This is a genomic window from Desulfosoma sp. (assembly GCF_052743555.1).
The window spans coordinates 19,066-44,204 of the sequence record NZ_JBRAHS010000003.1; the positions used below are offsets into that span (position 1 = coordinate 19,066).

A 25,139-nucleotide genomic window follows, 5' to 3' on the forward strand; every position below is an offset into this window, starting at 1 on the left:
TCGATCTGTTCAAACCGCTTCTCGATCTGTTCAAAGCGTTTTTCGATTTGCTCGAAACGCTTTTCGATTTGTTCGAACCGCTTCTCAATTTGTTCAAAGCGCTTATCGATCTGTTCAAAGCGCTTGTCGATTTCCAGCATGCGGGTGCGCACTTCGATCAGAAGATCCCGATCCTGGCGCGTAAAACCCGGCTCTTCTGCACGCAGGCTGGCCGGGGCGGCCAGAACGGCGCACAGTACCGCCAGCGTGACCACAAACCATGCAGGGTGTTGTCTCTTCATGGGCATCACCTCCGAGCATCCCTTCTCTGCACATAGCACCGAGGGGCCGGAGTGGCAAGGTGCGGTGTGGGTCAACGGTCGTGGATGAGCCGGTCCACGGGAAGGTAGACGGCGCCCATGCGGCGCGCGATTTCGTAGGCGCATCCTCCGGCCATGGGGTCCATTTCCGTGTCCACGAAGATGGCCTGAATCTTGTGCCGTTGGACCTCTCGAGCATAATAAAAGGTCTCATCCACCGGATCCGCTCCAAAGGCGCTCATATTGGGCCTGCCGTCCGAAAAGAGCAGCATCACGGGAATGGTTTCCGGATTCTTGCGCTTTTCCTGCACCAAAAGCCGAAGCCCCAAATGCAAGCCCAAAGCCAAAGGTGTGCGGCCTCCCACAGGCAGCGCGTCTACGGCCGCCGCCGCATCCCGCAGATTGTGGGTGAGGGGCAGAAGAACTTCTGCACTGGTGTGACGAAAGGTGACGATGCCCAGCTTGTCCCGGCGCCGGTACAGATCGTGAAGCAGCGCGTCGATGACGCCTTTGGTCACCGACATGCGGTCGCTGCTGCGCATGCTGGCGCTGGAGTCCACCACCATGACGAGGGACAGGCCCGTCTTGCGCGATCTTTTGCGAAGCCGAAGATCTTGGGGCAGAAGAATGCACGGGGCATCGGATCGGCCGTTGCCGTTGCGGCGAAACGTCTGGTAAGGTGCTGCGGCCCGCAATGTGCCCAGGAGGGAGAGGTCGCCGGAGTCCTCTGCGGGCGTGGGCCATCGCGTACCATGCACCGTTCCGGAATGCTTGGCCAGGGGCAGGACAAAGCGGCGGCCCGGATGTGTTCCCGGTTCCATTCGATGCCACGGCATGAGCGCCAAAAGGGTGCGGCTTGTGGGGCACAGGTGAGTGACGCACTGCACGGGGGACGCCGTCCTCGTGCCTTTGGGCGAGGCCTTGGGCACATTGTGGTGCACCGGAACCCAGGGCTGCGGGTCACCGGCTCCCGTTCCGGCATTGGAAGCCAGAAGTTCCTGAAGCTTGCCCTCGTCCAGTTCGGCTTTTTCCAGAGGTGTTTTTTTCACCCGGTGCGGCAGCACCAGGCGAGCGGCCAGGTGCAGGTCCTCGTCGGTCACCATGGATCGGCCTTCCAGCGCCGCATTGGCTCGAGCCGCCTTGATCATGGCGATGTCGGCACGATGGCCGTCAGATCCCATGGCCACGGCGATTTGTGACGCCAACCGCAAAAGCTCCTCCGTCAAAGCGACCATGAGCAGAGCGTCTCGAGCCGATTGAATCCGTTGGGCCAGAGCACGGTCCTCGGCGGCCCAGCGCGCGCGAAATCCTTCGGGATCCGCTTCAAAGGCCAGGCGCCTTTTGACGATTTCCACACGTTCTTCCAGGGTTTCGATGCCTCGTATGGTCACTGAAAGGCCGAAACGGTCCAAAAGCTGCGGCCTCAGATCACCTTCTTCCGGGTTCATAGTTCCCACGAGAATGAAACGGCTGGCATGGCTGAAGCTGATCCCCTCCCGTTCCACGACGTTGCGGCCGGAGGCGGCGGCGTCCAGAAAGAGGTCCACAATCTGATCGTTGAGAAGGTTGACTTCGTCCACATAAAGAATGCCCCGGTGGGCCTCAGCCAAAAGGCCCGGTTCAAAGGCTTTGGTGCCGGTCTTGAGAGCCTTTTCGATGTCGATGGTCCCCAGCAGCCGGTCTTCGGTCGTGCCAATGGGAAGATTCACCAGGGGTACCGGCCGTTCCGCTACGGGAAGCGACTGCCCCGCCGCGACCCTTTCACGGCACGACGGGCACAGTTCCTCTAACATATCGGGATCGCAACGAAAGGGGCAATGTTCCACCACGCGAAGTGTGGGCAAAAGGTCCGCAAGGGCGCGCACACCCGTGGATTTGGCCGTGCCGCGCTCGCCCTTGATGAGTACCCCGCCGATGGAAGGATCCACCACGTTGAGCAGCAGGGCGCGCTTCATGAGGTCCTGGCCCACCAGAGCCGAAAAGGGAAAGGTGCGGTCCGTCGTTTTTTCTTCAGCGCTTTTCACCATACCTTAAAAACAGCTTTGGCCGAATGAGCGCGCCGGTGTTTTCGGCGGCCATTCGGCGTTTCTTTGGGTTTGATGCGTTGACAGGTTTGAGGGCGACGGGTGGGCTGCCCTCCACACGCCGACTTGTCTCATAAGCCTAATGGTCTTTGCGTTCGCACAGTTCCACCAAAACGCCGTACGTGGACTTGGGATGTAGGAAAGCGATACGAGCCCCCCCGGCCCCTTGACGCGGCGTTTGGTCGATGAGTTGCACGCCCTGGGCTTTCAATTCTTCCAGGGCCGCCTCGATATTGTCCACTCGAAAGGCAATATGATGCACGCCTTCGCCTTTTTTTTCAATGAACTTGGCCACCGGGCCGTCCGCAGCCGTGGATTCCAGGAGTTCCACTTCGGTGTCTCCCACGGGGAAAAAGGCCGTGGTCACTTTCTGTTCGGCCACGGTTTCGCGCCCGTGATCGGGCAGGCCCAGAAGTTCGTGGTAAAGTTTCTGCGCTTCGTCGATGGATTTGACGGCGATCCCGATGTGGTCCACTTTGAGCACTTTCATTGGAGATCCTCTCTACCCATAAGGTTGCCTGTCAAGGTGAGGGCGGCGGCGTTTCGGCGCCGCGCCCCGAAAAGTGGGATGCACGGGACCGTCCACGCCGCAGCCGGCCGCTGTCGTCTCATCACCCCTTGAGCCACCGAGCCAGCACGTCTTGCGTGGCTCGGTACGGGCTTTCGCGCTTTTCCACAATGGCTTTCACCAGAGCGTCCAGCCGGCCGTTGGCCGTGAGCTGTTCCCGAAGGCGTCGAAACAGTTCCGCATGGATCATCTGCAGCGTCTCTTCACGAGCCCGTTGCCGCCGCTTTTCGTCCAGTGCTCCGGATTCTTCCAGAAACCGCCGGTGGGCCCACACCGCTTCCACCAGAGCACTCACCCCCTCGTCTTCCACGGCCACGGTTTTAAGCACCGGGGGTGTCCAGGCCCGCTGGCGGATGTGGGCGTCCTGTTCCACGCGGGAGGTGACTTCCACGTACAGCTGATCCGTTCCGGGTCGATCCGCCTTGTTGATGACGAAGATGTCGGCGATTTCCATCACTCCAGCCTTCATGCTTTGAATCGTGTCCCCAAGGCCGGGAACCAGAACCAGACAAGTGGTGTCGGCCAACCGAATGATGTCCACCTCGTCCTGGCCGACTCCGACGGTTTCGATAATGATGACGTCTTTGCCAAAGGCGTCCAGAACCTTGACCACGTCGCCGGTGGCTTTGGCCAACCCGCCCAAAAAACCCCGCGTGGCCATGCTGCGTATGAAAACACCCGGGTCTGTGGAAAGGCGGCTCATGCGCACTCGGTCTCCCAGCACCGCACCGCCCGTAAAGGGGCTGCTGGGGTCCACGGCCACGATCCCCACGCTCAGGTTTTTTTTTCGCAGCGCGAAGGTGAGCTTGTCCGTCAGGGTGCTCTTTCCCGCACCGGGCGATCCCGTGATGCCCACCACATAAGCGCGACCTGTGTGGGGATAGAGACGCTCCATGTGTTCAAGGGCGCGAGGGTCTTCGTCTTCCAGCCAGCTGATGAGGCGGGCCGCTGCTCGAGGCGATCCTTCCAACACTTCCTTGGCGTAATCTCGCATGGGGCATCCGCTAATCGCGTGAGCGAACATTCTGTTTGATGAATTCCACAATTTTGGCCGTAGGCGTGCCCGGGCCGAAGATTTCGGCGACACCCGCCTTTTTCAGTTCCGGCACGTCTTCCGAAGGAATGATCCCACCACCCACGACGAGCACATCGTCCAAGCCTTTTTCCTTAAGCAACTGCACGACGCGGGGAAAGAAATACATATGCACGCCTGAGAGGCTGGAAAGCCCCACCACGTCGGCGTCTTCCTGCAGAGCGGTTTCCACGATCATTTCCGGGGTTTGCCGAAGTCCCGTGTAGACCACTTCCATGCCGGCTTCGGCGAAAATGCGGGCAAGCAGTTTGGCGCCGCGGTCATGGCCGTCCAGGCCGGGTTTTGCCACGATAATCTTGATCTTTCTGTTCTGAGCCATCCCCTTACTCCTTCACTCGACGACTTTCCTCATCGTCAGGGTATCGCGCTCTGGGCACCTTTGGCCCTGTCGCCAAAGGTGCACGAAGGGTTTTCTCTGCGATCTCTGCGCCTCTGCGGTGCTCTTTTCCTACACGAATTCCTTGGGGCGATATTCCCCAAAGATTTCCCGCCACACGTCGCAGATTTCGCCGATGGTGGCCCGAGCCTTGACTGCGTCGATAACGGCCGGCATGACGTTTTCTTCGGACTGAGACACCTCCCGCAGGCGCTGCAGAGCGGCTTTCCACCTGGCCTGGTCCCTTTCGGCGCGCAGTTTCTTGAGCTTCGCCGCTTCGATTTCCCCCACCTTCATGTCCACTTTGAGCAGATTTGCGGGCTCGGGCTCTTCCATGGTGTATTTGTTGATTCCCACGTAGACCCGTTCACCCGTTTCGATTTCTTTTTGAAACCGGTAGGCACTGTCTTGGATTTCCTTTTGAACGTAGCCCTGTTCGATGGCGGCCAGAGTTCCCCCCATGGCATCGATCTTTTTGATGTATTCTTCGATGTCCGCCTCGATTTTGTCCGTCATGGCTTCCACGAAATAGGACCCGGCCAGAGGGTCGATGGTGTCCGTGGCGCCGCTTTCTTCCGCCACAATCTGCTGGGTGCGCAGAGCCACAGTGACCGCCTGTTGGGTGGGCAGGCACAAGGCTTCGTCGTAAGAGTTGGTGTGCAGCGACTGGCAGCCGCCCAGAGCCGCCGCGTAAGCCTGAAGGGCCACGCGCACGATGTTGTTCAGGGGCTGCTGAGCCGTAAGGGTCACGCCGCCTGTCTGCACATGGTAGCGCATCATCATGGAGCGCGGATCCTTAGCCCCGAAACGTTCTTTCATGATGCGGGCCCACACGCGGCGACCGGCTCGGAATTTGGCCACCTCCTCCAAGACGTTGGTAAAGGCGTTGAAGAAGAAGCTCAGCCGCGGTGCAAAACTGTCCACGGCCAGTCCGCGGTCCACGCACGCTTGCACATAAGCGATGCCGTCGGCGATGGTAAAGGCCATTTCCTGAGCCGCCGTGGATCCCGCTTCACGAATGTGATAGCCGCTGATGGAGATGGGGTTCCATCTGGGGACGTTCCTGAAGCAATAGTCGATGAGGTCCACGGTGAGGCGCATGCTGGGCTTTGGGGGAAAGATGTATTGGCCGCGGCAGATGATTTCTTTGAGAATATCATTTTGCACGGTGCCGCCCACCTTGTCAAAGGGCACCCCTTGCTCTTCCGCGATGGCCAAGTACATGGCCAAAAGCACCGTGGCCGGGGCGTTGATGGTCATGGACGTGGTCACTTTATCCAGAGGAATGCCGTCGAAAAGGATTTTCATGTCGTCCAGGGAATCGATGGCCACGCCGACTTTGCCCACTTCGCCCATGGACAGAGGGTGATCGCTGTCGTAGCCTGCCTGCGTGGGCAGATCAAAGGCCACGCTCAACCCTGTCTGGCCCTGCTCCAAAAGGTACCGGAACCGAGCGTTGCTCTCGCGGGCATTGCCGAACCCGGCGTACTGGCGCATGGTCCAGTACCGGCCTCGATACATGGTGGGCTGCACACCCCGCGTGAAGGGAAACTGACCCGGATACCCGAGATCCCGCTCGTAATCCAAGCCTTGCACGTCCAGGGGCGTGTAAAGCCGTTCCACAGGCGTGCCCGAGATGCTCGTGAACGCCGCCTTGCGTTCGGGCGCCTTGGACAGGGTTTTGCCCAGGATGGTTTTTTCCCATTTGTCTTTTCCGGCCCGAATATGTTCCAAGGCCTTCTCGTCAAACATGATGACCCTCCTCAATCGCTTTCCGCGTTGACCCAAAAGACGCCCGAGGCCCACAGAGGGGATCGCCCCACTGCACCCGTGGACGTCGAAAAGATTTTGGCATCGATGGGGATTGACAAAAAAAGAGAGCACAGGCAGGGACAAAGGGCGGCGCCGAGCTCATTAAATGAGGAACTCCATTGAAGATCACTGGGCGTTGGCGGATTCGGCCTTGGGCCGAGTCGGGTCTTGAGCCCGTCACGGTACTTGTCCCGTTTGGAGCGTCGGCAAAGGGGATTGACCGAAGGATAAGACGCATAAATTTTCACAAGAACACGGCCCTTATACCTTGAGTCAACAGCTGATGCAAGAGGCAGCACGAAGGAAGTGAATCGCTGTGGACGATGGGCACGCCGTGGTTTTTCAAGAAGTGTGAAGTGCCAAAGCTGGATGATACGGAAAGGGACACAGAGAGGAGCACGACATGGTGACATTGCAAGGGATGATCGAGGATTTGAAAAAAAAGCTGGATCCGGCCACAGTGGGCATGTTCGCCTGCCATAACGGCGTAGTGCGGGCTACGAGCCGAAGCGGCGCGCCGGCCGAGGCCCTCGATATCGACAAGGACCAAGAAGCCTGGGATCGCGTGTTGGCGGACGTGCGATCCCGGCCGGGAATTGCCGCTGTGGAAGCCTACCTGTTTACGGGGCGGCGCCGAGTGGGCGAGGATCTGCTCTTGGTGGTGGTGGCTGGAGACATTCGGGAAAACGTGTTTCCCGTGCTGGAAGAGACGGTCAATCGCCTGAAAAAGGAGGCCGTTAAAAAGCGGGAGCACTTAACCTGAAGCCCGCCTGAGAAGGGCGGAGTTCGTCATGATAAGGTTTTGCGGCTCTGAAGGGAGAGCTTCGGGCCGTCGGTCCGTGCTGGCTTCGGCCGACAGCCGGTCTCGACAAGGCTAATGGGGAGGGATTGCCCCTTCCGATCGAAGGGACGGCTTCTGGCCGTCCCCTGTTCGATCCCCCGCCAGGAAATGTTTCGGCGCGTGCACCGATGTGTGATCCGAGAGGAGCTTGTTGAAGAACCTTTTGGTCGGAGCGGCTCGAGCCGCAATGCCTTGTCGCGCCTTGCGGCGCTCCCAAAAGTTCAAGCCGAAAGGACGCGGCCAAACCATTGTCGGCTCGGCTTGAGGTGAAGAGGTATTCTTTTTAGGCACGCTCCTACAGCTTGATTTTTTGAACGAGGGATTTGACGGCATCCACGGACTTTTGAAACGCGGCCTTTTCCTCGGGCAGCAGGGTGATTTCAATGACCTGCTCCACGCCCCCCGCGCCCAATTTCACGGGAACGCCCACGAAGTATCCTCCCACGCCGTATTCTCGGTCACAGTAGGCCGCACACGGCATGATGCGCTTTTTGTCCTTAAGGATCGATTCGGCCATGCTCACCGCCGAAGCCGACGGCGCAAAGAAAGCACTACCGGTTTTCAGCAGATTGACGATTTCCGCGCCGCCGTTTCGCGTGCGTTCCACCAGGGCTTCGATCTTTTCCGGCGGCAAAAGGTCGGGCAGGGGAATGCCCGCCACAGTGGAATACCTGGGCAGGGGAACCATCGTGTCGCCGTGACCGCCCAGGACAAAAGCTGTCACGTCCTCCACGGACACGCTCAGTTCCATGGCGATAAAGGCGCGAAATCGCGCCGCGTCCAGCACACCGGCCATGCCCATGACGCGGTTCGTGGGAAAGCCGCTCACCTTGTGGGCCACATAGACCATAGCGTCCAGAGGATTGGTGACGATGATAAGGTGAGCGTTGGGGGAGTACTTAGCAATCTGTTCGGTGACGGCCTTGACGATTTCCGTGTTTTTGAACAGCAGGTCGTCCCGGCTCATTCCGGGTTTTCTCGGCAGGCCCGCCGTGATGATCACCACGTCGGAGTCAGCCGTGTCCTTGTAGTCGTTGGTGCCGACGATGTGGGCGTCAAAGCCTTCCACCGGGGAAGCCTGCATGAGGTCCAAAGCTTTGCCCTGGGGCATGCCTTCGATGATGTCGATGAGGCACACGTCCCCCAGTTCTTTGGCCGCCGCCCAATGGGCCGCCGTGGCCCCCACGAATCCCGCTCCCACCACCGAGATTTTTTTCCGCTTGAGATCCATCGTGTTCGCTCCTTTTCAACCGATGACGGCCAGCACATCGCCCTTTTGCACGCTCTCACCGTCCTTGAAGTTGATCTTCAGGACGGTTCCCGCCACAGGAGTCGTGATGGAGTTTTCCATCTTCATGGCTTCCAGTATCAGAATCACGTCCCCTTCCTTGACCGTGTCCCCTTCCTTCTTTTCATAGCGAATGATCATGCCCGGCATGGGGGCTTCGATGTTGGTGCCGCCGACAGGAGCCGCCGCGGGCTTGGGCGGTGGCGGCGGTGCGACGGCGGGTTGTGCCACCGGAGCCGGAGCGGGTCGAGGCGGTGGTGGCGGCACCAAGGGCTGCGGTCCCATGGGTTGCTGGGCCACGGGTTGTGCGGGGGCGGTCGGCGTCACCGGTTGCGCCATGGGGATGATCTGGGTCACCAGAGGCATGCCGCCCACCTGTTCCACTTCCACCTTAAAATATTCTCCGTCCACGAAGACGTTGAAGGTGCACACGCCCGGACCTTTGGGTGGTGCTTCCTTAGTCGGTTTTTCCACCAACAAGCCTGCCTTCGCCTTTTTCATGAGTTCCTCCTCCGCCTTGACCTGTTCCAAAGTTTTGGGCTTGACCTCGTCTGGAATGGGTTCAAGACCGTACTTCCAGCGCAGGAAGCGCTTGCCCGTGGTGGGGTACAAGGCGTAGATGAGCACATCATCGATGTCCTTGGCCAAGCCTTCCACGTCCTTGCGGGCCTTTTCCAGCTCGGGTTCCAAAACGTCCGCAGGACGCACCGTAATGGGCGTCTCTCCGCGCGGGTATCCCTTGAGGGCCTTCTTTTGCACCTCGGGGTCGATGGGCACGGGGGTCTTGCCGTAAAGGCCGTAACAGAGGTCTTTGACCTGGGCCGTGATCATCTTGTAACGTTCGTCTTTGGTGTCGAAGAGCACATTGTTGACCGTCTGAATGCCCACAATCTGGCTTGTGGGGGTCACTAGAGGGACCTGGCCCAGTTCCCGCCGCACGATGGGCAGTTGCCTGAACACTTCATCCAACTTGTCCAGGGCGTCCATTTCGCGCAGCTGGTTCACCAGGTTCGACAGCATGCCGCCCGGAGTCTGATGCAGCAGGACGTTGATGTCGATGATGGACATGCGATCGTCCAGCAGGTGGCGGTATTTGGGCGAAATCTTTTCCATGTACTCGCTGCATTTGGCCAGAAGCTTGAGATCCATGCCCGTGTCCCGGTTGGTGCCTTTGAGGGCCACCACCAGGGGTTCCACCGCCGGGTGGGAGGTGCGGTAGGCCCAGGGAGACAGGCACGTGTCCACAATGTCCACGCCCGCTTCGATGGCCTTGAGCAACGCCATGTCCGCCATGCCCGACGTGAAGTGGCTGTGCAGATGAATGGGCACTTTCACGCTCTCTTTCAAAGTCTTGATGAGAATATAGGCGTCGTAGGGGGCGATGAGGCCGGCCATGTCCTTGATGCAGATGGTGTCCGCCCCCATGTCTTCCAGTTGTTTGGCCTTGGAAACGTAGTAGTCCAGGTTGTAGACTTCACCGCCCATGCGCGATTCGGTGAGCGAGTAGCAGATGGCTCCTTGAAAATGCTTGCCGTATTTCTTGATGACCTTGACGGCCGTGTCGAAATTGCGAAAGTCGTTCAGCGCGTCAAACACACGAAAGATGTCTATGCCGTTTTCACAGGCTCTTTCCACAAAAGCTTCCGCCACATCGTCCGGATAATTGCGGTAGCCCACCAGGTTCTGGCCGCGCAGCAGCATGGAAAACGGTGTGTTCTTGATGTATTTTTTCAAAGTCCGAATGCGTTCCCAGGGGTCTTCACCCAGGAACCGATGCATGGTGTCAAAGGTGGCTCCGCCCCACACTTCCATGGAATAAAAACCCACCTTGTCCATGTCTTCGGCGATGGGCAGAAAGTCTTCCGTGCGGCCTCGAGTGGCGAAGAGGGATTGGTGTCCGTCTCGAAAGGTGAGATCCTGAATCTTCACAGGGTGGGTCACGGGAATGGGCTCATCCACGAGTCCGGCTGTCAAAGCGCCATGTTGTTCCGCCATTGTGCATCTCCTTTTGATTCGCGAAGGGGTCGTGAGAGGGCAGTAATCATCGAGCGAGGCGCATTTGCCACAGTCGCCTCATTTCCATCATGGATTGGCGCCCCGAGAGGGCCCAGGCACTGAAGGGCGCCGTGGGTTTTGAGGGTTCCGGCGCGCGCACCACAGGAGCGTGCACGGCGGCGCGGGTCGCTTGCGCCTGCATGTAATAAGCGACCGCCGCCGTTATGGCGGCAACGATTTTCGGCTCCACCTTCATGAGCACTCCTTTGTCACGACCAAGGCCACACAGGCGGCCCGTTTCAGGTGAGGGGACCGCGCGCCCGCAAAAAATCATGCGGCTGCGACCGATCTACCGACACCGGTCTTTACAGACCCAATTCCTCGGGCATGCTCGACATGGCCTTGAGGCTCAGAGCGATAAAATCGTCCAAAGGCACATTGATCTTTTCGCACAACAGAATGTGATCTCGGTTGACGGATCGGGCAAAATCCTTGCTTTTCATGCGCTTTTTGACGGATTTGACCTGCACGGCGGCGATTCTTCTTTCCGGATGCACCAGGGCGGCGGCCACCAAAAGGCCCGTGATGGTTTCCGCGCAGGTGAGCGCGTAATCCAGGCGGGTCAGCCTTTCCAGGCCCAAGGCTTCCGCATTGTGGCGCACGATAGCGTCTTTGACCGCCGGCGAAAGATCCGTGCCGTCCAAAAGCTCCAGAGTTTTCCTGCCGTGTTCGGCCGGAGTGTCCTTGGTCAGTTCGTAGTCCAGATCGTGCAAGAGTCCGGCAATGGCCCAGGTTTCCTCATCTTCTTCGAAACGCCGGGCCAGTTCCCGCATGATGGCCTGGGTTGCCAGACAATGCTTCTTGAGGGTGTCCGAGCGGAGATGTTTGTCAAGAAGATCTAAAGCGTCGTCATAGGTCATGGATCGGTTTGAAATCCTTCCGGGTTAGGCCGCGCGGCGTGTTTTTTTCTTGAGGTTGCTGATGCGGCGGCGGAACGCATCCACCAGCTTGGCGTTGCCGGCTTGCTTGGCTTCATCGCGCTTTCTTTTCAATTCGCGAATCTTGGCCTTAAGGGATCGCACATCCACGCTTTTCTGTGTAGATCTCTCATCCACAATGCCCTTGGCTTTCTTGATGGCGGCGATGAGTTCCGCCTTGTTCATGGCGTGCACCCCCACGATGCCTTCCAGGCTGAGGGCCAGTTCCCGCAATTCTTTGGCGGTCATTTTTTCCAGGGGTTTTTCCTTGACCTGCTTTTCCTTTTTTTTAGCCATTGTCCGACTCCTTTTTCGCTTTCGCCGTCATGGTTCCTGGATCCGAGAGAAAAGGCCGGATGAGATCAATCGGCACGGGAAAGATGGTGGTGGAATTGTTCTCCGAAGCGATCTCCCTCAAGGTCTGCAAGTACCGAAGCTGCATGGCCATGGGGTTTTCCTGAATGATCTGCGCCGCTTCGCGCAGCCGATCGGCGGCCTGAAACTCCCCTTCCGCATGAATCACCTTGGCTCGCCGTTCTCGCTCCGCTTCCGCCTGACGCGCCATGGCCCGCTGCATTTCCTGCGGCAGGTCGATATGCTTCAATTCCACCACCGTGACCTTAATGCCCCAAGGGTCCGTGTGCCGGTCCAAAATGTCCTGCAAGTGGGCGTTGATCTTTTCCCTTTCCGCCAACAATTCGTCCAGTTCCGCCTGCCCGCAAACGCTGCGCAGCGTGGTCTGGGCCAACTGACTGGTGGCGTATAGATAATTCTCCACCGAAATCACCGCCTTGACGGGGTCCACCACGCGAAAATAAATGACCGCGTTGACCTTCACCGACACGTTGTCCCGTGTGATGACGTCCTGGGGCGGCACATCCGCCGCCACCAACCTCAGGCTCACCTTTTGCATCCGATCGATGACCGGAATCAGGAGAATCAACCCCGGGCCCTTGGCGGCAATCACTCGACCCAAGCGAAACACCACGCCCCGTTCATACTCATTGAGCACGCGAATGGCATTGGCCAGGAACAAGACCACCAGTACGACCACGGTCGCCAGGCCGTAAATGGACATAAAAGCCTCCGATATTACAAGGAAAATCAAAACCATGCCCGGAGAAACGGGTCCTATTTATCATTGATCCCGGTGACGTGCAACTTCAAATTCCGCACGGCCACCACGCGCACTCGAGCGCCTTCCGCAATGGGGCGATCGCTTTCGGCACTCCATAGTTCCCCCTGCACAAAAACCTTGCCTTCTGGATTCAAGGCCTGGGTCACGGTGCCTTCGGCGCCGATGAGGGCTTCCACGCCCACCTGAGGCCGTTTCATCTGGGCTCGAAAAACCAAGGCGGCCACACCGGCGAAGAAAGCCGACACTGTCAGCACCGTGGGAATAAACACGGGCATGGCCACTCGAAAGGGTTGTCCCGGCACATGAAAGAGCATGAGGGATCCCAGGATGAGGCAGAGGGTGCCGGCGAGGCTGAGCATGCCATAGCTGGCCACCTTGATTTCCAGAATGAAGAAGATGATGGCGAGGACAATCAGAATAAAACCGGCGTAATTGACCGGAATGGTCTGCATGGCATAAAAGGCCAAGACCAGACTGATGGCGCCAATGACGCCGGGCAGCACCACGCCGGGCTGGGACAGTTCGAAATAGAGGCCGGCCAAACCGATCATGAGCAGAATGTAAGCGATATTGGGGTTGCTGATGGCTCGAAGCACTTTGTGGCGCCATCCCGGTTCAATGGGCACCATGGCTTTGCCGTGCGTGTGGATGGTCCATTGGTAGCCCTTGCGCTGTACCTGCCAACCGTCCAGTTGTTTGAGAAGGTCCGGAAGATCCTGGGCCACCAGATCCACGACATTTTGGGCAAAGGCTTCTTCGGCCGTGACGGAGACACTCTTGCGCACGGCCTCTTCTAGCCACTTGGCGTTTCGGCCGCGTTCCTCGGCGATGCTTTTCACAAAGGCGACCAGATCGTTGAGCACCTTTTCATTCATGGTTTCCGGCACATCGCCTCCGGTGGCCGTGACGGGGTGGGCCGCGCCGATGTTGGTTCCCGGGGCCATGGCCGCCACATCCGCCGCAGCGGTGATGAAAACGCCCGCCGAAGCCGCCTGAGCCCCGCTCGGGGACACATACACCACCATCGGCACCTTGGCGTTCATCATGGCCTTGACGATGCCTCGCATGGCCGTGACCAATCCGCCGGGCGTGTCCAATTCGATGATGAGGCATTCGGCGCTGTCTTTTTCGGCCGTCTCAATGGCGTGTTCGATGAAATCCTGAAGCCCGGGATTGATGGTGTCGTGCACGTGCACGATGTAGATGGGGCGGTCGTCCGCCGAGGCGTGGGCTGGCACCGTCAGGAATCGAGCGGGAAAAAGAAAACACGCCGCCCACACCATTCCCATGGCCATCAGCCACTGAAGACGGCGTTTTTTCATGAGGCAATGCTCCATGAACATCCAAGCACTCCTGTTCGCATGAGCTCTGGTTTTTCTTAGGCATCAAAAGATGCGAGCAGTTCCATCACACTTTGAAGATCTTTCCAAGTATCGGCCTTTTTTGCCCCGTTGCGTAAAAGATACGCGGGGTGATAGGTGGCGATCAGTGGAATCCCTCGCCACACATGGATTTTTTGTCGAAGTTCGGAAATGGGTCTGTTAGCCCCTAAAAGGGTTTGGCTTGCACACGCGCCCAAGGAACAAATAACCAGCGGGCGAACGGCTTCCAACTGCCTCACAAGAAACGGTGCGCAGCGCTCGATTTCTTCAGGCAAAGGCATGCGGTTTCCCGGAGGGCGGCATTTCACGACGTTGCAGATGTAGACCTCTTCGCGCCGCCATCCCATGGCGCGAATCATCTTGTTGAGCAGCTGGCCTGCTTGACCCACGAAAGGGCGTCCCAAACGGTCTTCATCCGCTCCAGGGCCTTCGCCCACAAAAACGAGTCGTGCCACCGCATCGCCTTCTCCGAAAACGATCTGAGTGCGCCCTCGGTGCAAAGGACAGCGCCGGCAGTCTCCAAGATCCTCGCGAATCTCTTTCAGAAGCTTTGTTTTGGCTTCGCGTTGCGCTTCCCGAGCCGCCGCATTCTGGGCCGGTTCCTGCCGGGCGGGTGAAGGTCCGGTTTCAGGGCCTTGAAGTTCCCGTGTTTCCCTGGAATCGGTCGGTCTTGTCTGGGCGGTGGCCTTTCCGGGAAGCCACACGTCTCTTAATCCCCAAAGCCTTAAACCATAAAGTGTGCTTTGAAGACTTTGAAGGTCCTGGGCATTCTTCACCGAACGACTCCTGAACACTCTGTAACGTTTCGTTGAACCGCGTGCCTGTGGTGCCCTGTGATCAAAGGCATGGGCTCTGTGGCCGTATTACGTTGTTCCCAGGGCTTCGATGCGGTCCAGAAGGCGGCGGGCGATAGCTTCTTTGGAAAGACAAGGCCATTCTTCCACGCCGCCGCCGCGATCCAGGACCTTGACCACATTGGTGTCGGTTCGAAACCCGGCGCCGGGCTGGGTGAGGTCGTTGGCCACGATGAGGTCAAGGTTTTTTCTGTGAAGCTTTTCTGTGGCGTTTCGCACCAGGTCTTGTGTTTCAGCGGCAAAGCCCACGAGAATTTGCCCTGGTTTTTTGTCCTTGCCGAGCCCGGCCAAAATATCCGGGTTGCGCACCAAGCGGATCTCCAGGTCTGCATCATCCTTTTTGAATTTGTGCGGTGCGGCTTCTTCCGGGCGATAGTCGCTCACGGCGGCGGCCATGATCACCAGATGGGCTTCGTGAGCCAGCATGCGCACGACGTGTTCCATGTCCCGCGCCGTGGTGACGTGATGGGTTATGAGGCCCGGTGGGTCGGGCAGGGCGGTGGGGCCGCTGACCAAGTCCACGTGCGCACCGCGCCGCGCCGCTTCCACAGCCAAAGCGAAGCCCATTTTCCCTGAAGACGGGTTGGTGATGAAACGCACCGGGTCGAAAGGTTCCCAGGTAGGTCCGGCACTGACCAGCACTCTTTTGCCTCGAAGGGTCTGGGGCGTGAGGGCTCGGCAGACGGTTTCCAGAATGAGCGACAGATCCGCAAGCCTTCCGTGACCTTCTTCGCCGCAGGCCAGAGGTCCAGATGCCGGTTCCACGATCCAGACACCGCGGCGCCGTAAAGCGGCCAGATTGTCCTGCGTGGCCGGATGAGTGTACATTTTGTGATTCATGGCGGGGCAGACCACGACGGGCGCTTCCACGGCCAAAAGCACCGTGGTGAGGTAATTGTCGGCGATGCCGCACGCCATCTTGGCCAGGGTGTTGGCCGTGGCGGGAGCCACCAGTACCAGATCGACGCTGCGGGCCGCATGAATATGCCCGATTTCCGATTCCAAGCCCAGGTCAAAGAGGTCCGTGAGCACGGGCCGTCCCGACAGCGCCTGCAGGGTCAGAGGCGTCAGGAACTGCTGCGCCGCCCGGGTCATGATCACCTGAACGCCGGCTCCGCATTTCACCAGCCACCGGACCAGCTCAGCCGCTTTGTACGCCGCGATGCCCCCGGTGACACCCACAAGAACGGTTTTGCCTCGAAGTCTTTCCATGGGGTTCACGGCAGGTTGGTGGTCTTGATGGTCGAGGCTTCAGCGCCCTTTGCCCCGCCCAAGGGCTCCAGGGATCCGGATCGGTTTCCGGCTCCCGTGGGAACCACGTACAATTCCACATAGGTGTAGTAGGTGGATTCGCGAATGCTGATGATGCAAAACCGATCGGGTTTTTCAAAGAGCAGGACCGATTTGCGGTATCGAATATCCCCGCGGTGCTTCCAGTTTTCCCGGGCCAGCGCCACCATGAAAAAATTCACCACGGAACTGGGTTCCACGCGTCCTTTAAGAGTCAACACGCCGCCTTTGACGCTTCCTCCCTGAAACACGGTGGATTCCTTGGTCACCAAGGACAATTCTCCGGGCACGGGAATGTCCGAAAAATCGTAGTAGCTGGGCGTCGCCGCCGACGGCGTGCCGGTGGTGGTCGACGCTGCCGCTCCCGCCGTGGGTGACGAAGACGCCTGCGTATTGAACCAAGCGCATCCGCCCAGAGTCAGAACCATAAGGCCGAGCCCCAGAAGCCCGATGAGCTTTTTCGAGCATGGCTGATGAGCCTTTCGTCGCATGAGCCGCCTCCTTCGCCGTCCCTGATCAAAAGAAAGGATTGGTGCGTTTTTCTCTGCCCACGGTCGTCTCCGGTCCATGGCCCGGCAGCACTCGTGTGGCGTCGTCCACGGGAAAAATCTAGTCTTTGACGGAATCAAAATGACCATGCGTGGTCAATATGGCCGCCAAAGTGACATCCAGTTGCTGCAGGCGCTTGATGATCCGTGCCGCGTCGCCTCCGGGGTTGATCACCACGGCTTGTCGCGTGGGTTCATCGCCGAGCAGGTAGCAGTTGGTTTGTAGCATGCCCACGACAAGTTGCTCGAGAATCATGGCTTCTCCTTCTGGAAGGCTCTGAACCCAAAGCGTTCACGGCCTGCGCTGCGCTCGGGGCCTGTTCGAGAATGGCTTTAGGGGCCCGTTTTCGTTCCGTTCAGTAGGAGCGCCGCGAGGCGCGATCAGGCGTCGCGGCGTGCGCGGCTCCTCCAAAAGGTGTATTTAGACACGCTCCGAGACGCCACAGCCCGGCCCTTGGCGGTGCGGTTCAGTATTCGAACACGATGAGTTCTTCCACCGGTCGGCGGTGGGACTTTTGTTGGCGATGCGCCGGGTAGCCCAGGGCGATCACGGCCATGAGTTCCAGCCGATCAGGAAGGCCCAATCGGTCTCGAACCGCGTCCTTGTTTTTCAAGATTTCTCCAATCCAAACCGCTCCAAGACCGAGCCCATGGGCTGCCAACAAAAAATTCTGAATGGCCGCGCCCACAGCCTGGCAATCTTTGACGTCATCGTAGGATCCTTCCTTATCGAGAAACACGGGCACCAGAACCGCCGCCGCCTTGAGCGTGGCGCTGTAGCGGGTGAGTGCGGCCAGGCTTTCTTTAAGGGTCGAATTCCACACCAGAGCGAAACGCCATGGTTGATTGTTCAAGCCCGAAGGGGCCCAGGACGCGGCCCGCAGAAGTTCCATCACAGTCTTTCGATCCACCGGAGCGTCACTGAAATGGCGCACACTGCGCCTTTCGTAAATGGCCGTCAAAACATCGGGAAGAGAAGCGCTCGTTTCCATAAAGACTCCTCGTTAACCCTGAGACTTGGCGGCATGCGGGCTGAATGGCTTGCCTTTTCCAGAATAACGCACCAATATATGCGCACCCGACGGCAAGGGTCAAGGAAAGCTCAGAGCTCTCTTCCATGCCCGTGCAGCGTCCGTGTCGCAACGGATCTTGAACAAGGGATGCGATCGGCGAAGACTTTTGCGCCGTGAAGGCGCTTTTTAGCCAGGACGCGACGGCCGTGCCACGGCAACCTTAAACGGTGCATGGTCCACGGGGCTGGAGAGCATCGGCAGCAAGGAGCACACGGTGGCGTTTTCCGTGACGTGGGAACAGGATGGAACGGTGCGGGTTTTTCTCGAGGGGCGGGTGGATCGAGAGACGGTGCCAGCGTTGCGTCATCAATTCTTTCGTGGGGTGCTGCGCAGACGTCCAAAGCGCCTTTTGGTGAATTTGTCTTCCGTGGATCGCATGGACACGGCCGGATTGGCGCTCCTTGTGGAACTGCGCAACGCCATGGCTCGCCATGACGGCGAACTCCGTCTGGACACGTTGACGGACTCCGTGCAGCGCCTCATTGGCCTCGCTCGATTGAACAACCTCTTGGCGATCCCGAACTCAAGGACCTCAGGGCACAAGAATGGCACATGAGGACAGGGGTCTTGCGGCCCCCATCATTCAGGTTAAAAACCTTTGCAGCCACTACGGCGGCCGAAAGATTCTCCATGAGATCCGTTTCGACATTCCCGCGGGCAAGGTCACGGTCATCATGGGCGTGAGCGGTTGCGGCAAAAGCACGCTCCTGCGCCACCTTATCGGTCTCAAACCCACCGCCCCGGGGTCTATTTTCGTGGAAGGCTCGGATGTGGGTCTTTTCCGCGCGGAGCAGTGGAGGGCGTACCGAAAGCGGATTGGGGTTCTTTTTCAGGGCGGTGCTTTGTTCAGTTCCCTTTCGGTGCGCGATAATCTGGCCGTTCCCCTGCGGGTGCATACCCGGCTTGCCGAAAGCACCATTCGCATCATTACAGACATCAAGCTGCACCAAGTGGGATTGACCGAGTTTGCGGACTTCATGCCGTCCCAACTAAGCGGGGGCATGCGCAAGCGTGCGGGGCTGGCCCGAGCCATGGTCATGGACCCGGAAATTCTTTTCGTGGACGAACCATCATCGGGTCTGGATCCCATCACGGCGGCAGGCCTGGATGAGCTCTTGGTGGAGCTCAAGCACGCTATGGGCATGACCCTGGTGGTGGTGACCCATGAACTGGAGAGTGCTTTTCGAATCGCCGACCAGATCGTGGTGATGGACGCCGGAAGGATTCTCGCCGCGGGGACTCCTAAAGCCGTACATTCCAGCGAGGACATTCGAGTGCGGCAGTTCCTGGAGCGGCGCGCCGATGTGCGGACCGTGGATCAGGAACGGTACGAAAAACGGCTGGCGGCCATAGGATCGACAAAGCGGGGGGCGCCACCCGTTTAAGCAAGACTCCTGTGTGTTCCAGAGGAGCGCAACGTGTCTCAGGTCGTGCATTTCTTGAATCAATTGGGCCGATGGGGCCTGAACCATGTGCGGGGGACGGGCCGCGCCGGCATTTTTCTTTATGACACGGTGCGGGGCATCTTTCGCCCTCCCAAGAAGTTCCACAGTATCGTTCGTCATGTGTACTTCATCGGCACCAAGTCCTTTTTCGTCATCGGATTTACGGCCGCCTTTACCGGCATGGTGCTGGGTCTGCAGGGCTACTATACACTGTCCAAATTCGGTTCCGAAGGGCTTTTGGGGGCCGCCGTGGCCCTGAGTCTCATTCGGGAACTGGGGCCGGTCCTTTCCGCCCTCATGGTCACCGGACGGGCCGGATCGGCCATATGCGCAGAAATCGGCATCATGCGCATTGAGGAACAGATCGACGCGTTGGAATGCATGGCTATTGATTCGCATGCCTACTTGGTGTCGCCGCGCCTTGTGGCTTCGCTGATCGCTCTGCCCCTGCTCACCGCCTTTTTTGATGTGGTGGGCATTATCGGAGGATACCTGGTGGGGGTGTCCTTGCTGGGGGTGAATCCGGGGGCCTATGTGGATGGCATGCAAAAGTCCGTGGAATGGGTCGATGTGTCCATGGGCCTTGTCAAGTCTTTTCTTTTTGCGCTGCTTTTCCTGTGGATCTGCACCTACAAGGGATATTACGCCGGAGTGGACGAAGGGCGCTTTGGGCCTGAAGATGTGAGCCGAGCCACCACGGACGCCGTGGTGCTCTCATCCGTGGCCATTCTTGTCAGCGATTACGTGGCCACATCCTTGTTGCTGTAGAAGGCGGTTCGAGAGGGCTGTGGGGGACTTGTGTCCGGAACCAGAATTTTCGCGCCCACGCTTTCTTGAGGGGCGACTCTAGAGCTGACCGCCGACGCGCGGAGCGTAAGATCCCGTTCGTTCGAAAGAAGCGGAGTGCATGGACGTGCTCCCTTCGAGTGAATCTAATGAACGGACCCATGGCATTGGAGGGACGTGCTCCTGCGCATCCGGGAATGCTCGGACCGCGGCGACGCGGCCCTGAACCAAAGCTAAGAAAAACCTTGATCGGAGAGCTTTCAAGATGAGCTTCTTCAATACGAGGACGAACTTCAATCGGCGGCTGTTGAGGCTTGCCTTCACATGAGGGAGGCCTTTGTGATCATGCTGCCAAGTTAGTGGACGAAAAAAGAGAAGCCGTGGCTGCATGGGCGGCACGGTCTGATGGAAAGAAGAGGGGTGCCGATGAATCGCGAATCGTGGACCGTGGAGACAGGCGTCGGACTTTTTCTGCTCATTGGTTTGTTGTGTGTCGCCTATTTGTCGTTCAATCTCGGGGACGTTAGGCTGTGGGGAGGAAGCGACTATATGGTGTACGCCCGGTTTTCCAATGTGTCCGGGTTGAAAAAAAAGGCGGCGGTGACCATGGCTGGCGTGGAAATCGGGCGCGTTGAGGATATTCAACTGCAAGAAGGGGCCGCCGTGGTGACGCTGCGCATCTATGAAGGGGTGCCGTTGGAAGAGGATGTGATCGCCAGTATCAAGACCATGGGAATTATCGGGGATAAGTACATTGCCGTGAGCGCCGGGGCTTCCGAAGAACGGATTCCTCCGAACGGATGGATTCGAGAAACGCAGCCGCCCTTGGATGTGGAGGAGTTGGTTGGGAAATTCGTTTTTGGAACCATGGAGAAAAAACAGTAAGGAAAAAGCCAGCCTTCCAAGGCCGGCTTTTTCCATAAAGCAAATCAACTCTGAGAATGTCTTACTTTTTCATGTGCTTCATGAAAATCGATTCGGCTTTGTTGGCCATTTTTTCCGCGCGATCGGCGGCCGCTTCGGCGCGACGAGCTGCGTTTTCACAGGCCTGAACGTTGCCCGCCTGCGCCTTTTCCAGAGCATTCAGCCTTTGCATCATCTGGTCCTGTTGCGTCTGCAGCTGCTTGATGGCGCTTTGGCTGGCACAGCCGCCCAGAACTGATGTGCACAGTGCGAGGACGAAGACTACCGCCAGTACCCTTTTCATGACTCTTTCCTCCCTTGAAGTGCGTTAAAGAACCCAGAAACCAACTCCCCACATGATCCAAGAAAGGATTTTAGAAAGCGTTCCCGCGAAAATCAAGAGTAGATTTAAGGCGTCTTGTCTCCTCGGCCAAGGTCGTGGAGGAAGGATCGCCCAAGGTGCTCACGTCTGTGGGCACACCGTTTTGCAGCTGTACGGCGAGGGCGAACCGCTTGCGGTCCACTCGGAAAGCCCATGGGGATTTATCCAGCTTTTCCATGGCATAGCGTGTGTAGTCATCGATCTTGCGGTAAACGTCGGGGTGAGCTTCCACATAGACGCGGCCGTTTTTCACCCCTAGCTTGAGGGGTTCATAGATGATTTCCAGGCGCGTGCCCACCGCCACCTGAGGGTAAAGGATGCGAATGTGTTCCGGATAGCACCGAATGCACCCATGGCTGACCAGTCGCCCCACACCCCACGGCATGTGGGTTCCATGAATACCATACGGTCCGATGGACAGCTTCATCACGTATTCACCTAAGGGATTTTCGGGACCCGGCGGCATCACCTTCATGCCGTACTTGGCTTGAAGCGATTCCGGGATGTACCAGGCAGGGTTGGGTCTCTTCTCAGCAATGTACCCGGCTTTGATGGGTGTTTCCCAGCCTTCGTCGCCGATGCCAATGGGGTAGGTTTGTACGGTCTTGGATTTTTTGTCAAAAAAATAGAGGCGGAGTTCCGGAATATTGATCACCAGTTCCTCGAGTCGTGTGGGCGGAAGCACCCATAACGTGGGGACGATGAGGCTCTTTTGTTTTGGAGGCAGCCAAGGGTCCATGCGGGGGTAAAGCAGAGCCATTTCGTTGTAGCCCAACCCGTGGAGCCGGGCGATATCCAAAAGGGTTTCTCCCTGTTTGACTTGGTGTAGGCGGGGTCGGCCGACGACGGTTTCCGAATCGAGATCATACGGGTATTTGACCACCTGGGCCGTGTAATTGGATTGGTCCGCACGGCATGTTACCGGAAAGACGGACACCAGAAGGAAAATGCCGGCTAAAATTCTACAGGTCTCTTGAAGTTTTTTGAAGACTCGACGCAATGTCAGAAAACGCATAGTGCCACAAAGACCTCTCTTGGGTAAGGCGCCTTGATTCTCACGAACCCACCGATCCGCTCCCATAGACGAAGTTGAAGCAATCTTCAAGTGGAGGACGAGATTTTTTGTCCTTTCAGGAAAAAAAGAACATCGATTCGCCGAAGCGTTTTCTTGTCCAGCAGCTCCCATACAATAGGCACCTGCACCGGGTCGTGCCAGGTGGTCTGCAAGGTTCTGTGTTCCGTGATGATCCAGTGCAGAAACACATCGGTAGATTTCATGGGAATGGTGTCCAGAAGGTTCGCCTCTGGCACGATTCCCACCACGGCCGTGCGTGGATGCAGCCATCCCAGGGCGCCAAGGCACGCCACCTGCAAATCCATCAGGCCCGATCCGTCTCCCAGGCGCCCGCCGTCTCGAGAGGCCGACAGGCAGGGCATAAGCAACAGATCCACACGCACCTTTTCTCCCCCGCGGTGGACGATGCGGCGGGCCCAGGGATTGGGGGATCGAAACGATGCGGCCGCAGCTCTTTGAGGGCGAGGAATCCTTTGTGGGTTCACAAGGTAAAAGCCTTGGTGCATCTGGGGGGAAGAAAAGACCAGGTTCTTTCCATCCAGAAGGACATTGACCCCCGTTTGCCGAAAAAGAGCCGTGGGGGGGACAAGGACACTGGAGGCGTTTCGGTACACCAACAGTCGGCGCAACCGTTCGGCGATCTTGCCGGCACTGGCAAGCAAAAGGGCGTCGAAAGCCGTGGCCTCAGTTGCGGACGTCAGTTGTTCGCGAAGGGCGTTCTTGAGAGCGAAGATCCGATGCCCCTCCATGTGGCCTTGAAGCCTCCTTTCGACAAAACTTGCGCTTCCCTTAGGGATTCTCTATAGAGGAAGTAACTTTTTTGGACAACTTACGGGAAAAGGAGCAGTCACTATGGCATGGAAAGATTACCGCCCTGAAAACGTCAAGAAGAGATTTCCCCAGTCCATCGTGCCTCTCGTCAACGGCAAAGCGCTGATCCGTGCCGCGAAAAAGCACAAGGGCATGATCATGGCCACCAACATTCGTTGTCGTCTGCCGGTGGAGGGGATCGTTCGAGCTTCCATGGCCACCCAAGCACCGGTGATGTACGAAATCGCCAAATCGGAACTGACCTACACCGAGTTCACGCCCGCCTCCTTCGTGGACTTCATCGTCAAAGAAAACGAAAGGCTGGGGAACACTCAGGTGCCGTTCGCCATTCACGGGGACCATATCACGGTTAAGAAAATGGAGGACAAGGATTCGGTGCGCGCCCTCATTGCCGCCGAGATGGAAGCGGGGTACACCTCCTTTGCCATCGATGCCTCGCATATGGAAAACGAAAAGAACCTGGAGGCCACCACCGAACTGGCTCGACCCATCATCGAGGCGGGGCTGAGCCTGGAGGTGGAATTGGGAGAGATCGGGGCCAAAAGCGGCAGCGCCGAGGGTTTTACGCGGCCCGATGAAGCCGAGTGGTTCATCAGCAATCTGGTGAAAAACGGCGTGCATCCCGATCTTCTGGCCATCAACAACGGCTCCATTCACGGCACCTACTTCGGCACGGCCCAGGAAGGGATTCAGCTGGACCTTACCCTGGAAATCTGGAAAGCCATCCAACCCTGGAACGTGGATATCGCCCAGCATGGCATCACGGGCACGTCCCTGGAAAAGATCACGTCCTTTATCAATTATGGCATCCGCAAAGGCAATGTGGGCACGCTCTGGCAAAACATCGCCTTTGGTTTTGCCATGAACCAAAACGGCAATGCCATCACGACGCTGGAAAAAGGATACGTGAAACGACCCTATCGCGGCATTCCCGATGCTCTGTGGCAAGAAATGTGGGCTTGGGCCGTCGAAACGGGCAACATTGGTGGAAACATCAAGAATGCCAACAAGGTCTTTGCTGCCAAACTCAATGCCATTGGTCCGGAATACAAGGAACGCATCACAGCCCACGCCTATGAGGAAGCTGTACGGCTCTTTGAAGCCACGCACTCCACTGGCCTGGCCGAGGCGGTGTGGCAGGAACTGGAGGCCATGGGGTCTTAGCAGCGCCTTTTTCAAACAGGCCGCCCTCGGCTTGAGTGATAGGGCGTTTTCAAAGAGGCCCTCGGCGGCCTGTTTGACAATGTCTTTCCAGCGTTTGTATCACCTGCATGCCGTCGAAGGGCCGCTTGGCATCCGGAGTGCGGCTTCTCAAGCCATGGACGAAGCCGTGAATGCGCCCCGTTGTTTTGTCTTTCACTTGAACAACCTGATGCCGCAAGTGTGTCACCCCTCGTCAAATCGGTAACCGAACATTTCAATGTCCTTTTGAAAATGCCGAGCCACCAATTCGGCCGTCTCGTCCGTGTAATAGGCTCGGTAGTCCTTTCGGTTCACGGCCTTTCTTTTGTGGGGAAGCGCCGCAGGCCGAATGCCTATTCTTTGGCAGACTTCGGCGAAATCCTCCGCCAGCCTTTCATAGCGTCCCACGAAATTCACGAGAAGGCTTCCGTCCAGGTCCACCAGGTAATCCGTTTGGCGCTCGATGGAGACATCCAGGTGAAACACGTAGGGGCGTTGCGGATCGAGTTTGTGCTTGAGAAAGTCTTCAAAAGTCTCCAGGCCTTTGATCAGGTGCGGGCGTTCGCGGCGAATGTGGTGGAAGGAGCTGACCTGCAGATCCCATGGGTTGCGAACGAAAGCGAATTTGAAAAGATTGTTGAAAAAATCCCGAGGCAACATCTCCTTGGCGGCGATCACCTTGGCATGTCGGGGCAGTTTGCAGGCCAGCCGATGTCCAAAAAGGGCGCTCAGGCGGCTGCAAAAAAACAGTGGAATGCGGTAGGGGTCCCGCCACTTGTAGGACCTCAGGGCCACACGGATGCTGGTGCCGCCCGTCTTGGGAATGTGCACAAAGAGAAATTTGTATCTCGGCGAAAGCAGCACAGGTTTTTTCGCACCCCCTTGCGATCCGGTGTTTTCATGGCCGGCCTTGTCTC

Annotated in this window: 27 protein-coding genes and 1 pseudogene; 6 read left to right on the plus strand and 22 right to left on the minus strand. The window is 58.0% G+C overall.

The features are described from left to right. The 6 genes and pseudogenes from ACUVSA_RS02570 to ACUVSA_RS02595 all read right to left on the minus strand — a co-directional run. Positions 1 to 254, minus strand: a pseudogene (locus tag ACUVSA_RS02570) (hypothetical protein); the annotation flags it as partial. Positions 255 to 352: 98 nt separating this feature from the next. After that, complete coding sequence (locus ACUVSA_RS02575; protein ID WP_445893673.1) at positions 353 to 2,326, minus strand: VWA domain-containing protein; 1,974 nt, start codon at positions 2,324 to 2,326, stop codon at positions 353 to 355. Positions 2,327 to 2,462: 136 nt separating this feature from the next. After that, entirely contained in the window at positions 2,463 to 2,873 is a 411-nt protein-coding gene (gene mce / locus ACUVSA_RS02580; RefSeq protein WP_445892189.1) for a methylmalonyl-CoA epimerase, read from the minus strand. Positions 2,874 to 2,994: 121 nt separating this feature from the next. Next, complete coding sequence (gene meaB / locus ACUVSA_RS02585; RefSeq protein WP_445893674.1) at positions 2,995 to 3,945, minus strand: methylmalonyl Co-A mutase-associated GTPase MeaB; 951 nt, start codon at positions 3,943 to 3,945, stop codon at positions 2,995 to 2,997. 10 nt (positions 3,946 to 3,955) lie between these two features. After that, positions 3,956 to 4,363, minus strand: a complete 408-nt coding sequence (locus tag ACUVSA_RS02590; protein ID WP_445892191.1) for a cobalamin B12-binding domain-containing protein — start codon at positions 4,361 to 4,363, stop codon at positions 3,956 to 3,958. A 129-nt stretch (positions 4,364 to 4,492) separates the two neighbouring features. Beyond that, complete coding sequence (locus ACUVSA_RS02595; protein WP_445893675.1) at positions 4,493 to 6,172, minus strand: acyl-CoA mutase large subunit family protein; 1,680 nt, start codon at positions 6,170 to 6,172, stop codon at positions 4,493 to 4,495. Positions 6,173 to 6,635: 463 nt separating this feature from the next. Between ACUVSA_RS02595 and ACUVSA_RS02600 the strand changes: the two genes are divergently transcribed. Next, complete coding sequence (locus ACUVSA_RS02600) at positions 6,636 to 6,995, plus strand: molybdenum cofactor biosynthesis protein MoaE (RefSeq protein ID WP_445893676.1); 360 nt, start codon at positions 6,636 to 6,638, stop codon at positions 6,993 to 6,995. 373 nt (positions 6,996 to 7,368) lie between these two features. Here the strand turns inward: ACUVSA_RS02600 and mdh are convergent, their stop codons facing one another. The 12 genes from mdh to ACUVSA_RS02660 form a co-directional block, all read right to left on the minus strand. Then, positions 7,369 to 8,304 (minus strand): malate dehydrogenase, encoded by a 936-nt coding sequence (gene mdh / locus ACUVSA_RS02605; protein WP_445893677.1) that lies wholly within the window; start codon positions 8,302 to 8,304, stop codon positions 7,369 to 7,371. Between the two features lie 15 nt (positions 8,305 to 8,319). Beyond that, complete coding sequence (locus ACUVSA_RS02610) at positions 8,320 to 10,356, minus strand: pyruvate carboxylase subunit B (RefSeq protein WP_445893678.1); 2,037 nt, start codon at positions 10,354 to 10,356, stop codon at positions 8,320 to 8,322. Positions 10,357 to 10,402: 46 nt separating this feature from the next. Continuing rightward, a complete protein-coding gene (locus tag ACUVSA_RS02615; protein ID WP_445892196.1) occupies positions 10,403 to 10,612 on the minus strand; it encodes a hypothetical protein in 210 nt (69 codons plus the stop codon). Between the two features lie 109 nt (positions 10,613 to 10,721). After that, the gene (locus ACUVSA_RS02620) at positions 10,722 to 11,276 is read right to left on the minus strand and encodes an HDIG domain-containing metalloprotein (RefSeq protein ID WP_445893679.1); all 555 of its coding nucleotides are present in this window, start codon (positions 11,274 to 11,276) and stop codon (positions 10,722 to 10,724) included. Positions 11,277 to 11,300: 24 nt separating this feature from the next. Continuing rightward, a complete protein-coding gene (locus ACUVSA_RS02625; RefSeq protein ID WP_445892198.1) occupies positions 11,301 to 11,630 on the minus strand; it encodes a Rho termination factor N-terminal domain-containing protein in 330 nt (109 codons plus the stop codon). Next, positions 11,623 to 12,411 (minus strand): slipin family protein, encoded by a 789-nt coding sequence (locus tag ACUVSA_RS02630; RefSeq protein ID WP_445893783.1) that lies wholly within the window; start codon positions 12,409 to 12,411, stop codon positions 11,623 to 11,625. The genes ACUVSA_RS02625 and ACUVSA_RS02630 overlap by 8 nt, the downstream gene beginning before the upstream one ends. A gap of 53 nt (positions 12,412 to 12,464) precedes the next feature. Continuing rightward, complete coding sequence (locus ACUVSA_RS02635) at positions 12,465 to 13,793, minus strand: NfeD family protein (RefSeq protein ID WP_445893680.1); 1,329 nt, start codon at positions 13,791 to 13,793, stop codon at positions 12,465 to 12,467. Positions 13,794 to 13,849: 56 nt separating this feature from the next. Then, entirely contained in the window at positions 13,850 to 14,629 is a 780-nt protein-coding gene (locus tag ACUVSA_RS02640; protein WP_445893681.1) for a uracil-DNA glycosylase, read from the minus strand. A gap of 87 nt (positions 14,630 to 14,716) precedes the next feature. Continuing rightward, complete coding sequence (gene coaBC, locus ACUVSA_RS02645; RefSeq protein WP_445892201.1) at positions 14,717 to 15,919, minus strand: bifunctional phosphopantothenoylcysteine decarboxylase/phosphopantothenate--cysteine ligase CoaBC; 1,203 nt, start codon at positions 15,917 to 15,919, stop codon at positions 14,717 to 14,719. 5 nt (positions 15,920 to 15,924) lie between these two features. After that, a complete protein-coding gene (locus ACUVSA_RS02650) occupies positions 15,925 to 16,488 on the minus strand; it encodes a hypothetical protein (protein WP_445893682.1) in 564 nt (187 codons plus the stop codon). A 118-nt stretch (positions 16,489 to 16,606) separates the two neighbouring features. After that, positions 16,607 to 16,801 carry an MBL fold metallo-hydrolase gene (locus ACUVSA_RS02655; protein WP_445893683.1) on the minus strand — a complete coding sequence of 65 codons (195 nt, stop codon included), beginning with the start codon at positions 16,799 to 16,801 and terminating at the stop codon, positions 16,607 to 16,609. Between the two features lie 211 nt (positions 16,802 to 17,012). After that, positions 17,013 to 17,537: a nitroreductase family protein gene (locus ACUVSA_RS02660; protein WP_445892204.1), complete on the minus strand. Its 525-nt coding sequence runs from the start codon at positions 17,535 to 17,537 to the stop codon at positions 17,013 to 17,015. 295 nt (positions 17,538 to 17,832) lie between these two features. On the opposite strand from ACUVSA_RS02660, the gene ACUVSA_RS02665 reads away from it, so the two are divergent. The 4 genes from ACUVSA_RS02665 to mlaD all read left to right on the plus strand — a co-directional run bounded on the left by ACUVSA_RS02665 (position 17,833) and on the right by mlaD (position 20,734). After that, on the plus strand, positions 17,833 to 18,174 hold the full coding sequence (locus ACUVSA_RS02665) for an STAS domain-containing protein (protein ID WP_445892205.1): 342 nt from the start codon (positions 17,833 to 17,835) through the stop codon (positions 18,172 to 18,174). Beyond that, entirely contained in the window at positions 18,164 to 19,003 is an 840-nt protein-coding gene (locus ACUVSA_RS02670; RefSeq protein WP_445893684.1) for an ABC transporter ATP-binding protein, read from the plus strand. Before ACUVSA_RS02665 ends, ACUVSA_RS02670 begins: the two co-directional genes overlap by 11 nt. 33 nt (positions 19,004 to 19,036) lie before the next feature. Beyond that, entirely contained in the window at positions 19,037 to 19,831 is a 795-nt protein-coding gene (locus ACUVSA_RS02675; RefSeq protein ID WP_445893685.1) for an MlaE family ABC transporter permease, read from the plus strand. 444 nt (positions 19,832 to 20,275) lie between these two features. Beyond that, positions 20,276 to 20,734: an outer membrane lipid asymmetry maintenance protein MlaD gene (mlaD, locus tag ACUVSA_RS02680; RefSeq protein ID WP_445892208.1), complete on the plus strand. Its 459-nt coding sequence runs from the start codon at positions 20,276 to 20,278 to the stop codon at positions 20,732 to 20,734. Positions 20,735 to 20,795: 61 nt separating this feature from the next. Here the strand turns inward: mlaD and ACUVSA_RS02685 are convergent, their stop codons facing one another. The 3 genes from ACUVSA_RS02685 to ACUVSA_RS02695 form a co-directional block, all read right to left on the minus strand. Further along, complete coding sequence (locus ACUVSA_RS02685; protein WP_445893686.1) at positions 20,796 to 21,056, minus strand: hypothetical protein; 261 nt, start codon at positions 21,054 to 21,056, stop codon at positions 20,796 to 20,798. 70 nt (positions 21,057 to 21,126) lie between these two features. After that, the gene (locus ACUVSA_RS02690; protein WP_445893687.1) at positions 21,127 to 22,149 is read right to left on the minus strand and encodes a L,D-transpeptidase family protein; all 1,023 of its coding nucleotides are present in this window, start codon (positions 22,147 to 22,149) and stop codon (positions 21,127 to 21,129) included. 86 nt (positions 22,150 to 22,235) lie between these two features. Beyond that, entirely contained in the window at positions 22,236 to 22,958 is a 723-nt protein-coding gene (locus ACUVSA_RS02695) for a 5-formyltetrahydrofolate cyclo-ligase (protein ID WP_445893688.1), read from the minus strand. A gap of 103 nt (positions 22,959 to 23,061) precedes the next feature. Here ACUVSA_RS02695 and ACUVSA_RS02700 point away from each other — a divergent pair, with 103 nt between their 5' ends. After that, the gene (locus tag ACUVSA_RS02700; RefSeq protein WP_445893689.1) at positions 23,062 to 24,204 is read left to right on the plus strand and encodes a class II fructose-bisphosphate aldolase; all 1,143 of its coding nucleotides are present in this window, start codon (positions 23,062 to 23,064) and stop codon (positions 24,202 to 24,204) included. A gap of 222 nt (positions 24,205 to 24,426) precedes the next feature. Here the strand turns inward: ACUVSA_RS02700 and ACUVSA_RS02705 are convergent, their stop codons facing one another. After that, complete coding sequence (locus ACUVSA_RS02705) at positions 24,427 to 25,086, minus strand: sulfotransferase family 2 domain-containing protein (RefSeq protein WP_445892217.1); 660 nt, start codon at positions 25,084 to 25,086, stop codon at positions 24,427 to 24,429. Positions 25,087 to 25,139 lie beyond the last annotated feature (53 nt).

Bases quoted from the DNA above. Each gene is read 5' to 3' on its own strand.
- mdh (WP_445893677.1), bottom strand. From the start codon at position 8,304: ATGGATCTCAAGCGGAAAAAAATCTCGGTGGTGGGAGCGGGATTCGTG.
- ACUVSA_RS02575 (WP_445893673.1), bottom strand. From the start codon at position 2,326: ATGGTGAAAAGCGCTGAAGAAAAAACGACGGACCGCACCTTTCCCTTT.
- coaBC (WP_445892201.1), bottom strand. From the start codon at position 15,919: ATGGAAAGACTTCGAGGCAAAACCGTTCTTGTGGGTGTCACCGGGGGC.
- mce (WP_445892189.1), bottom strand. From the start codon at position 2,873: ATGAAAGTGCTCAAAGTGGACCACATCGGGATCGCCGTCAAATCCATC.
- ACUVSA_RS02695 (WP_445893688.1), bottom strand. From the start codon at position 22,958: ATGGAGGGGCATCGGATCTTCGCTCTCAAGAACGCCCTTCGCGAACAA.
- meaB (WP_445893674.1), bottom strand. From the start codon at position 3,945: ATGCGAGATTACGCCAAGGAAGTGTTGGAAGGATCGCCTCGAGCAGCG.
- ACUVSA_RS02700 (WP_445893689.1), top strand. From the start codon at position 23,062: ATGGCATGGAAAGATTACCGCCCTGAAAACGTCAAGAAGAGATTTCCC.
- ACUVSA_RS02590 (WP_445892191.1), bottom strand. From the start codon at position 4,363: ATGGCTCAGAACAGAAAGATCAAGATTATCGTGGCAAAACCCGGCCTG.
- ACUVSA_RS02610 (WP_445893678.1), bottom strand. From the start codon at position 10,356: ATGGCGGAACAACATGGCGCTTTGACAGCCGGACTCGTGGATGAGCCC.
- ACUVSA_RS02670 (WP_445893684.1), top strand. From the start codon at position 18,164: ATGGCACATGAGGACAGGGGTCTTGCGGCCCCCATCATTCAGGTTAAA.
- ACUVSA_RS02685 (WP_445893686.1), bottom strand. From the start codon at position 21,056: ATGAAAAGGGTACTGGCGGTAGTCTTCGTCCTCGCACTGTGCACATCA.
- ACUVSA_RS02620 (WP_445893679.1), bottom strand. From the start codon at position 11,276: ATGACCTATGACGACGCTTTAGATCTTCTTGACAAACATCTCCGCTCG.
- ACUVSA_RS02615 (WP_445892196.1), bottom strand. From the start codon at position 10,612: ATGAAGGTGGAGCCGAAAATCGTTGCCGCCATAACGGCGGCGGTCGCT.
- ACUVSA_RS02655 (WP_445893683.1), bottom strand. From the start codon at position 16,801: ATGATTCTCGAGCAACTTGTCGTGGGCATGCTACAAACCAACTGCTAC.
- mlaD (WP_445892208.1), top strand. From the start codon at position 20,276: ATGAATCGCGAATCGTGGACCGTGGAGACAGGCGTCGGACTTTTTCTG.
- ACUVSA_RS02625 (WP_445892198.1), bottom strand. From the start codon at position 11,630: ATGGCTAAAAAAAAGGAAAAGCAGGTCAAGGAAAAACCCCTGGAAAAA.
- ACUVSA_RS02600 (WP_445893676.1), top strand. From the start codon at position 6,636: ATGGTGACATTGCAAGGGATGATCGAGGATTTGAAAAAAAAGCTGGAT.
- ACUVSA_RS02635 (WP_445893680.1), bottom strand. From the start codon at position 13,793: ATGAAAAAACGCCGTCTTCAGTGGCTGATGGCCATGGGAATGGTGTGG.
- ACUVSA_RS02630 (WP_445893783.1), bottom strand. From the start codon at position 12,411: ATGTCCATTTACGGCCTGGCGACCGTGGTCGTACTGGTGGTCTTGTTC.
- ACUVSA_RS02650 (WP_445893682.1), bottom strand. From the start codon at position 16,488: ATGCGACGAAAGGCTCATCAGCCATGCTCGAAAAAGCTCATCGGGCTT.
- ACUVSA_RS02660 (WP_445892204.1), bottom strand. From the start codon at position 17,537: ATGGAAACGAGCGCTTCTCTTCCCGATGTTTTGACGGCCATTTACGAA.
- ACUVSA_RS02595 (WP_445893675.1), bottom strand. From the start codon at position 6,172: ATGTTTGACGAGAAGGCCTTGGAACATATTCGGGCCGGAAAAGACAAA.
- ACUVSA_RS02690 (WP_445893687.1), bottom strand. From the start codon at position 22,149: ATGCGTTTTCTGACATTGCGTCGAGTCTTCAAAAAACTTCAAGAGACC.